Source organism: Aerococcus sp. L_32 (assembly GCF_050689315.1).
This window is the reverse complement of the sequence record NZ_JBOEQF010000536.1, coordinates 1-1,200: the sequence shown is the minus strand read 5'-3', so window position 1 is coordinate 1,200 and position 1,200 is coordinate 1. Positions and strand designations below refer to the sequence as shown.

The 1,200-nt window shown below is 35.1% G+C and carries 2 protein-coding genes; both read right to left on the bottom strand.

Annotated elements, in window-relative coordinates:
- Positions 1 to 201: 201 nt before the first annotated feature.
- Entirely contained in the window at positions 202 to 735 is a 534-nt protein-coding gene (locus ACRCJ0_RS14585) for a dihydrofolate reductase family protein (RefSeq protein ID WP_271736245.1), read from the bottom strand.
- Positions 736 to 771: 36 nt separating this feature from the next.
- On the bottom strand, positions 772 to 1,200 hold a 429-nt coding region (gene folK / locus ACRCJ0_RS14580), incomplete at its 5' end, for a 2-amino-4-hydroxy-6-hydroxymethyldihydropteridine diphosphokinase (protein ID WP_431390928.1).

The window sequence follows — 1,200 nt, the reverse complement described above, 5'->3', positions numbered from 1 at the left end:
GTAATTGTTATGCAATTCATTTCATAAAAATTAAAAAGGTATGGTTTACTATTGAACCATACCTTTTAATTTTTGGATAAATAAACAAATTATAGCGTCAAAACAATTATTAAAATATATCTTCCTAATATTGATACAGTAGAAATGTGTATTTAGCCTTCTTCACTTCTAAAACAAACAAAATAATTTATTCGTATTTATTTAACGTCTGTGATAAATATGAATGGTTAATCCACCCATCACATCAACTTGGTCTAGTTGTAAAGGTATACTTTCATCTAATTCGTAAAATAAAGGTTTACCTTTACCTAAAATAATCGGTACGGTCCCAATAATGTACTCATCTATCGCATTAGCTACCATAAATGGCTTCAATACAATTCCCCCGCCATATAGGTAAATATGATGCCCTTGCTTTTTCTTAGCCATCATTAATTTCACTATTTGGCCTGGTTTAACAAAATGGATATTACCTTCATTAGGGCGTTTTTCATTTGTAACCACGTAAATCGTTTTACTTGGGAAATCTGTTGCAAAACCAATTTTATAGGATTGATGTCCCATTACAATAATGTCATACATATCAAAAAAGGCTTCGAGTGAATACGGGGAATCACTCGTTGAGATGTCTTTTAAGTGAGGACCTGGTATACCTTCAATAAAATCAAACTGATCATCTAAGTCAGCGATATACCCATCTACACTCTGTACAATACTTAAGGCAATTTTACCCATGATTTCCCCTTCCTAATAAGCATTTATTTTCAATGGTTATAAATCTAATGAGAATCCTGAAATCCGGACATCATCTTTTTCAGCTTGTGGTAGTTGATCGCGTAAACTAGCAACTGTTTGTCCTAAAATGGGTACCTGCCAATATCCAACAATATCGGCCGCTGGGCACAAGACAAAAGCCCGTTCATGCATACGGGGATGCGGTACTAGTAAGTCTGATGTGTCAATAATCTCTTCATCGATGAGCAAGATATCCACATCGATAGTACGAGGGCCATTTTTAATGGTCCGAACTCGTTTTTGGTCTTGTTCAATGCTTTGACAAAAAGCCAATAAATCAGCTGCTGTTAAATCAGTTTGGACATGCATAACCATATTCAAAAAGTCCTCTTGATCAAGGTAGCCTTTGGGGACTGTTTCATAGATTGGCGAAGTTGCCACTACTTTAATCCCTTCATTTTGCTC